We start from the raw sequence: 7,457 nt of genomic DNA, 5'->3' as shown, positions 1-7,457 counted from the left end.
TATAGCAGCAATAAAGGAATGGCAGGTCGAACGACCTGAGCTGTTTACGCAAGCTATAGTCAATCAGACGGAACCCGACAATTACCTGTGAGAGACCTGCGTTTCATCAATATCCAACAACCAATACCAGTCTATATGAGTTTTTGTTGATGTTTTGATGCAGGAAAAGGCGGAGGGAGCCCCTCCGCCTGTTGTCCCTCCACCTGCTGCCTGGCAAGTCGTTGGCGCAGCCTTGTTTGGCCAGAGCTCCTTTGAACAAGAGCCCCTTTGAACACGAGCCCTGGTGACCAGGAGCGTCAGAAGGCCAGCGGCGTGGTCGTCGCCTGAATGTCTGATTCCGCATCGGATGGTGTCGCGGCCTCGGCCGGCTGGGCCAGATAGGCTTCCAGCGAGTCATCCATCGCCTCCAGCCACGGCGTGTGATGCCTGGGCGCCAGAGTGCCGGTCATCAAGGAGCGATAGCCGTGATCGCGGAAGGTCATGATGTTCTCGTGCTTGTGATGCTCCCATTCCAGGAAGGTACGATTCACGCCATCGATATCGAAGCTCGGGTAGTCGGTCTCCTCGATCAGCGATTTCACGTAATCGCCCTGGAAGAGAATCATGTCCTCATCACTTTCCAGCGTTTCCTCGCGGGCCCGCCACGCCAGACTGTCTGCACGCATCGCGTCCAATGACGGCAGGGGCAGGGTGCCGAGAATCGCATCACGCACCCACCAGGCCTGGGCATCGAACATGTTGAAGGTGTACCACTGGTCCTGCATGCCGAGATAGAACAGGCGCGGATTCTCTTCCCACGCCACCCCCTTGTAGAGCCCCCGCGGCCACATGCGGTTCTGGGTCTTGAGGCGCAGCGACTCCTCGAGGAACGGGAAGTGGTGCAGATAGCCGGTGCACAGGATGATGGCATCGACGCGCTTGTGGCTGCCGTCACTGAAATAGGCGGTATCGCGATCGACCTTCACCAGCAGCGGCTTCTCTTCCCAGTTGTCCGGCCATTTGAAGCCCATCGGGGCGGTGCGATAGCTGGTGGTGATGCTGCGCGCACCATACTTGTAGCACTGCGAGCCGATGTCCTCGGCGGAATAGCTGCTGCCGAGCAACAGCAGGTCCTTGCCCTTGAATCCCAGTGCATCACGGAAGTCATGGGCATGCAGAATGCGGCCATTGAAGCTCGAGAAACCGGGGAATTCCGGCACATTAGGCGTCGAGAAATGCCCGGAGGCCACGATGACGTGATCGAATCTTTCGCTGGTCACCAGATCGAGCGCCTGGTCATGCACGCTGACCGTGAATTGCTGGCTGGCATCATCGAAGGTGACCTGGCGCACCGGGCAACCGAAGCGGATGTACTTGCGCACGCCGGCCTTCTCGACGCGACCCTTGATGTAGTCGAACAGCACCGCGCGCGGCGGATAGGAGGCGATAGGGCGCCCGAAATGTTCTTCAAAGGAGTAGTCGGCGAATTCGAGACATTCCTTGGGGCCATTCGACCACAGGTAGCGATACATGCTGCCGTGGACCGGCTCGCCGTGGGCATCCAGTCCGGTACGCCAGCTGTAATTCCACAGACCGCCCCAGTCATCCTGCTTTTCGTAACAGACAATCTCGGGAATCTCGATGCCCTTGTCGGCGGCGGATTGAAAGGCACGCAATTGAGCCAGGCCACTGGGTCCTGCACCGATGATCGCGATACGTCGGGTCATGGATACCTTCCTGTTCTTGTTGTGTCTTCATGCGTTATCCGAGGCTTCAGGACGTGGTGACGTCGTGAAACACTGACAACGAAACAGGCTAGCGAGATGTGCTCCGGCTGCACATTGCTCGGAAAGGGTAGCCATAAAGGGGTACATCAGTTCATGTCTCAGTTCATGTCTCATTTCATGCGTCAGTCGATGGCGGTACGCCTGGAATATCCGAGGTGTCGACGGCGAAGATGATGCCCTCCACCGCCAAGGGCGTGCCATCCTGTGAATAGATGCCATGGCCCTTTTCCTGCACCCGGATGACCTCGCCTTTGCGATGGCGAATGCGGTAGGCAAGGGTGAAGGGAATGCGGGCCTCAAGGGCTGCCTGCACCTGATCCCACACGCGGTCGGCATCTTCGGGATGGATCATCTCGCCGTAGGTGAGGGAGGGATGGTCGAGCAGTTGCTGGGGGCTGAGGCCGGTGATGGCCAGGCAGCCGTCACTGATGTATTCCATCGACCAGTGGCGGTTGTTGCGCGCGCGATAGACCATCGCGGGCAGCCCCTTGATCAGCCGTGTCAGGCTGCGCAGGTTGGCGGCGTCGATCTGCTCCTGCTGCACGCGCTCGCTGATGTCATGCAGGGTGAGCGTGGCGGGCCAGGGCGAGGCCAGCGAGAGCGACTGGCTGCGCACTTCACACCAGCGATAGTGGTGGTCCGCCCCCATGATGCGCAATCGCCAGCAGTCAGGGCGTTCGCGGCGCGAAACGTGGCGGGTGAGCATGTCCCAGCGCGATTGATCCGCGGGGTGCAGGGCATCGCGCAGGCGCTGCGCTGCCGTGCCGTGCCCGTCCGCTCGAGTGGCGGGTGGCATGTCTTCCCGTGGGTCGCGCGATTCGTGTCCGCTCAGGGACTGCCAGCCGCGCGAGGCATACAGCAGCGTACTGTCGGCATTCACCACCAGCACGGCATCACTCAGCCCATCGAGAATCGCCTGTGCGCTGAAGGGCGAGGCAGTCGAGGCGGAGGCGAACTGTTCGAGAAAGCGCATCATCGCAGGCTCTCCTTTTTGGCCCGGGTCGTATCCTGTTCGGCGCCTGTCGCGTCCTCGGCGAGCGCTCGGCTGGCATCGCTCGCGGGCGTCAGCGGGTGAGCGTAGACCCAGGCGGCCAGCTCCAGTCGCGAATGCAGGTTCAGCTTGCGCAGCAGATTCTTGACGTAGACCTTCACCGTGCTGTCACTGATGCCCAGCTCGCGGGCAATCAGCTTGTTGCTGAGGCCGCGCCCGATCCATTTGAGGGTATCGCGTTCACGCTCGGTCAGGCCTTCGTACCATTCAGGTGCCGTGGGCCAGTCAGGTGCCTTGGGCCAGTCAGCTGCCGTGGGCCAGTCAGGTGTCGTGGGCCAGTCAGGTGTCGTGGGTCGGTCGAGAGCGGCGGCCCCGTCGAGCGTGGGGCCAGCAGGGGGATTCGCCACAGCTGGCAGCGCCTCAGTCTGCTCCTGCTCCTGTTTATGCTGCTGTTTATGTGTCTGTGCTTGCGAGTGTTGTTCGCGCTGGCGGTGGTCCTGCTGCAGACGCCGGGCGAGCAGCAGCAAGGTCTCTTCCTCCAGCCCCAGCTTGCCGTCGATCACGGCCTGCAGGCGCTCGAGAATGCGTTCGGGGTCGGTGTCCTTCATCAGGTAGCCATCCGCCCCTTGCTGGATGGCATCCAACAGGTGGCGGCTGTCATCGGAGGCGGTCAGCAGCACTACCTTGAGAGTGGCATCACGCTGCTTGAGATGGCGCATCAGGGTCAGGCCATCGAGCTGCGGCATCTGCCAGTCGACGATCACCAGCTCCGGGGCCAGGGTGGGCAGGGCGTCGAGCAGATCGGTGCCGTCATCGAAGTCGGCCACGACCTCGAACAGGCCACCTTCACTCAAAAGCTCAGCCAGCCCACGCCGAAACAGCGGATGGTCGTCGACGAGCACGACTCGTGTCGGGGGTGTCGAGGGTGTCTGGTGTGTCGAGGGCATCTGGCGAGTCACGGTCATGTGTCGTGGCGCTCCCAGCTCAGTGTCACGCGGGTACCGCCATGGCGGGGTTGGGTGATGGCGAAGTCGGCCCCGAGCTGGCGTGCGCGATCCTGCATGATGCCCAGCCCGAAATGGGCGGGGGCGACGTCGGCGGGGTCAAAGCCGCAGCCGTTGTCCTCGATGGTCAGCAACACCCGCTCCGCTGGCTGAGGCCCTGAAGATTGATGAGGCCCTGAAGACTGATAGAGCAATTGCAGGCGCAGGTGGGGGGCTCGAGCATGGCGCACGCTGTTGGTCATCGCTTCGCGCACGATGAACATCACCTGCAGGGCCTGGGCATCGGGGAGGTGCAGCGACTGGATGCGGTTGTCGAGCTCGAACACCATGCCTGAGCGTGTCTCGAATTCCTCGATCAAGTTGTCGGGTAAGCGGATTAAATGGTTGATCTTACCTTTGCATGAGAGTGAGACAGACCGGCATCTCATCGGATTATCTGGTTGATGCTTCACCTACTGCTGGTGCATGTTTCCTTCGCTAATTCCAGCAAGAACCCCACACGCCTCAACTTCCCGGACATCGTTGCAACTCGCTCTCAGTGAAACGAGTTGTTTCTCAAGCGCTTGCAGAGCGGTTATCTGCGACCGCACATGAGAGATGTGATCATCGAGCAAGGTGTTGACGGCGGTACAAGGCTGATGAGGGTCGTCCTGATAGCTCTGTAGTTCGTGAATCTCAGCCAGTGACAGGCCCAGGATTCTGCAGCGACGGATGAAGGCCAGCCCCTCACCATGCTTCTCGGTATAGACACGGTAACCGTTGTCCTGCCGATCAGGCGGCGGCAACAAGCCCTGCTGTTCATAGAAGCGGATCGTCTGTGTTTCGACCCCTACCAACTGCGCCAACTGACCAATGCGCATCAGCCTCCTCCCCAACGGATTCTTTACTCTATTGACCTTATAGTAGCTTTATAGTTTTAAATGGTACCACAACATTGTTCAAGTGGAGTCGTATCATGAGCAAATCCTGTGGTGGCGCCTATGGCGGTGATGCAACGTCCGCAGCGGATACCGATATACAGGCCTCCTCCGAGGCGCCAGGGAGATGGGTCAGTGTTTATGCCGTGCCGAAGATGGACTGTCCATCAGAAGAACGAATGATTCGCCTAGCCCTGAACGGCTTTGAGGAGATTCGGGCGCTGTCCTTCGACTTGTCGAACCGCCGGCTGAAGGTCGTGCATGACGGCGAGGTCGAGCCCGTCACCTCGAAACTGAAGACCTTGGGGCTAGGCGCCTCGCTTCAGGAAACCGTCGCTGCAAATCCGGAGACCATCAAGGCCGCCGAGTTTTCGGCAGCTTCTGCTAAGCAAGAATCCGGGACCCTGCGCTGGTTGCTCGGCATCAATGCACTTCTGTTCGTGGTGGAAATGACTGCCGGTCTGATCGCCCGGTCCACCGGCCTGATTGGAGAATCCCTGGACAATTTTGCCGATGCGGCGGTGTACGGGCTTGCCCTTTATGCGGTTGGACATAGCGTGAAAATGCAGGTACGTGCCGCGCATCTTGCTGGTGTACTGCAACTGATCTTGGCTGTGGGCGTGCTCGTAGAGGTGGTGAGACGCTTTGTATTCGGTAGTGAGCCTGAATCGCTGGTGATGATGGCTATCGCATTCGTCGCATTGATTGCCAATACCAGTTGTCTGCTGCTCATATCCAAACATCGGGAAGGCGGGGCGCACATGAAGGCAAGCTGGATATTCTCGGCCAACGACGTGGTGATCAACCTGGGGGTCATCACCGCCGGCGCCCTGGTCGCGTGGACCGGTTCCAATTATCCGGATCTGATTATCGGCACCATCGCGGGGGGCATTGTACTTAATGGTGCCAGACGCATTTTGGCGTTGAAGGGTTAAATAATGCTCATTATTGGCAAAAAGCTCTCGCCGTATGCCCTATTGTCCATATCGGGCCTGCTGGCAGCGTCTGATCAGGCTGTAAAGTGGCTGGTGCAGCAATCAATGGCCTATGGCGAGTATGTTTCGGTGACCCCGTTCTTTAACTGGGTGCACCTATGGAACACCGGTGCCGCATTCAGTCTTTTTGCGAATGGTGGAGGCTGGCAGCGCTACTTTTTTATCGGAATCGCGGTAGTGGTCTCGATTTTTCTGATCAAGCTGATCCTTGAAAATCGTCATAAAGGAGAAGCCATCGCTTACAGTCTTATCCTCGGTGGCGCCATGGGCAACCTGATTGACCGGGTCTTTCGCGGCTATGTTGTGGATTCCTTTGATTTCTATTGGCGAGACTGGCATTGGCCGGCCTTCAACCTGGCTGATATTGCAATTGTCCTCGGTGCCTTACTTTTCGTTTCCAGCAGCTTGTTGGGTAAAAAAGCAAACACCAATGCCGAGTCGGATGGATCTGACTGACACCTACGCCTATACAACACCATGACCGAACTTCCCGACAACATCCTTCACCTGCCGCAATACCAAGTACTGGGCTGCAAATCAACCGACGACAAAATGCACTTCCAGGTGGACGTGCCCGATCCCATCGCCTGCGAGGAATGCGGCGTGCAGGGTGAGTTCGTACGGTTCGGCAAGCGTGACGTTCCCTATCGTGATCTGCCCATCCACGGCAAGCGGGTCACTCTCTGGGTGGTCCGCCGCCGATACACCTGCCGGGCCTGCAAGACAACATTCAGGCCCCAGCTACCGGAGATGGTGGACGGATTCCGTATGACACTGCGGCTGCATGAGTACGTGGAGAAGGAATCCTTCAACCACCCCTACACCTTTGTGGCGGCACAGACCGGCCTGGACGAGAAGACGGTGCGCGACATCTTCAACGCCCGCGCCGAGTTCCTGGGGCGCTGGCACCGCTTCGAGACGCCCCGCATCCTGGGCATTGACGAGCTATACCTGAACAAGCGCTACCGCTGCATTCTGACCAACATTGAGGAGCGAACCCTGCTCGACCTGCTGGCCACCCGCCGCCAGGACGTGGTGACCAACTACCTGATGAAGCTGAAAGACCGGCAGAAAGTCGAGATCGTCAGCATGGACATGTGGAACCCCTACCGGGCAGCGGTCAAGGCTGTGCTGCCCCAGGCCCGTATCGTGGTCGATAAGTTCCATGTGGTGCGCATGGCCAACGATGCCCTAGAGAGAGTGCGCAAGGGCCTCAGAAAGGAGCTGAAACCGTCCCAGAGCCGGACTCTCAAGGGAGACCGGAAAATCCTGCTGAAACGCGCTCACGAAGTCTCAGACCGGGAGCGCCTCATCATGGAGACCTGGACAGGCGCGTTCCCGCAACTGCTGGCCGCCTACGAGCACAAGGAGCGCTTCTACGGCATCTGGGACGCCACCACACGGCTCCAGGCAGAAGCCGCCCTGGACGAGTGGATAGCCACCATCCCGAAGGGCCAAAAGGAAGTCTGGAGCGATCTGGTCAGGGCAGTGGGAAACTGGCGCGAAGAGACCATGACCTACTTCGAGACGGACATGCCCGTCACCAACGCTTACACGGAGTCCATCAACCGACTGGCCAAGGACAAGAACCGTGAAGGGCGCGGTTACTCCTTCGAGGTGATGCGGGCACGAATGCTCTACACCACGAAGCACAAGAAGAAGGCACCGACTGCGAAGGTCTCTCCTTTCTACAAGAAAACCATCGGTTACGGACTGCCGGACTTCGCAGAGGAACTCAACTACGGAGTCGATCTATCAACCATCTGAGGGTGGTATCAGATTGA

At 59.1% G+C, this 7,457-nt stretch carries 8 protein-coding genes; 3 read left to right on the top strand and 5 right to left on the bottom strand.

Annotated features, from left to right (window positions below; genetic code table 11):
- Nucleotides 1–296: 296 nt before the first annotated feature.
- The 5 genes from QQF40_RS16770 to cadR all read right to left on the bottom strand — a co-directional run bounded on the left by QQF40_RS16770 (nt 297) and on the right by cadR (nt 4,621).
- Entirely contained in the window at nt 297–1,706 is a 1,410-nt protein-coding gene (locus tag QQF40_RS16770; RefSeq protein WP_285461990.1) for a trimethylamine monooxygenase, read from the bottom strand.
- Nucleotides 1,707–1,881: 175 nt separating this feature from the next.
- A complete protein-coding gene (locus QQF40_RS16765; RefSeq protein WP_285461989.1) occupies nt 1,882–2,742 on the bottom strand; it encodes a PAS domain-containing protein in 861 nt (286 codons plus the stop codon).
- Nucleotides 2,739–3,722, bottom strand: a complete 984-nt coding sequence (locus QQF40_RS16760; protein ID WP_285461988.1) for a response regulator — start codon at nt 3,720–3,722, stop codon at nt 2,739–2,741. The genes QQF40_RS16765 and QQF40_RS16760 overlap by 4 nt, the downstream gene beginning before the upstream one ends.
- Nucleotides 3,719–4,120, bottom strand: coding sequence for a sensor histidine kinase (locus tag QQF40_RS16755; protein WP_043332223.1), 402 nt, complete (start codon nt 4,118–4,120; stop codon nt 3,719–3,721). The genes QQF40_RS16760 and QQF40_RS16755 overlap by 4 nt, the downstream gene beginning before the upstream one ends.
- Before the next feature lie 93 nt (nt 4,121–4,213).
- The gene (cadR, locus tag QQF40_RS16750) at nt 4,214–4,621 is read right to left on the bottom strand and encodes a Cd(II)/Pb(II)-responsive transcriptional regulator (RefSeq protein ID WP_285461987.1); all 408 of its coding nucleotides are present in this window, start codon (nt 4,619–4,621) and stop codon (nt 4,214–4,216) included.
- 95 nt (nt 4,622–4,716) lie between these two features.
- On the opposite strand from cadR, the gene QQF40_RS16745 reads away from it, so the two are divergent.
- From QQF40_RS16745 to QQF40_RS16735, 3 genes are read left to right on the top strand one after another with little or no spacing between them, the layout of a single operon-like run.
- Nucleotides 4,717–5,613, top strand: coding sequence for a cation efflux transmembrane domain-containing protein (locus tag QQF40_RS16745; RefSeq protein WP_285461986.1), 897 nt, complete (start codon nt 4,717–4,719; stop codon nt 5,611–5,613).
- Nucleotides 5,614–5,616: 3 nt separating this feature from the next.
- The gene (lspA, locus tag QQF40_RS16740) at nt 5,617–6,129 is read left to right on the top strand and encodes a signal peptidase II (protein WP_003821921.1); all 513 of its coding nucleotides are present in this window, start codon (nt 5,617–5,619) and stop codon (nt 6,127–6,129) included.
- A gap of 21 nt (nt 6,130–6,150) precedes the next feature.
- Nucleotides 6,151–7,440 carry an ISL3-like element ISPpu12 family transposase gene (locus tag QQF40_RS16735; RefSeq protein WP_285461985.1) on the top strand — a complete coding sequence of 430 codons (1,290 nt, stop codon included), beginning with the start codon at nt 6,151–6,153 and terminating at the stop codon, nt 7,438–7,440.
- Nucleotides 7,441–7,457: the final 17 nt, after the last annotated feature.

This window comes from Cobetia sp. LC6 (genome assembly GCF_030264805.1).
GTDB lineage: Bacteria > Pseudomonadota > Gammaproteobacteria > Pseudomonadales > Halomonadaceae > Cobetia.
This window is presented reverse-complemented; position numbering and strand designations above follow the sequence as displayed.

Excerpts from the sequence above, each read along its gene's own strand:
- QQF40_RS16770 (WP_285461990.1), bottom strand. The coding sequence starts at position 1,706 with ATGACCCGACGTATCGCGATCATCGGTGCAGGACCCAGTGGCCTGGCT.
- QQF40_RS16765 (WP_285461989.1), bottom strand. The coding sequence starts at position 2,742 with ATGATGCGCTTTCTCGAACAGTTCGCCTCCGCCTCGACTGCCTCGCCC.
- QQF40_RS16760 (WP_285461988.1), bottom strand. The coding sequence starts at position 3,722 with ATGACCGTGACTCGCCAGATGCCCTCGACACACCAGACACCCTCGACA.
- cadR (WP_285461987.1), bottom strand. The coding sequence starts at position 4,621 with ATGCGCATTGGTCAGTTGGCGCAGTTGGTAGGGGTCGAAACACAGACG.
- QQF40_RS16745 (WP_285461986.1), top strand. The coding sequence starts at position 4,717 with ATGAGCAAATCCTGTGGTGGCGCCTATGGCGGTGATGCAACGTCCGCA.
- lspA (WP_003821921.1), top strand. The coding sequence starts at position 5,617 with ATGCTCATTATTGGCAAAAAGCTCTCGCCGTATGCCCTATTGTCCATA.
- QQF40_RS16735 (WP_285461985.1), top strand. The coding sequence starts at position 6,151 with ATGACCGAACTTCCCGACAACATCCTTCACCTGCCGCAATACCAAGTA.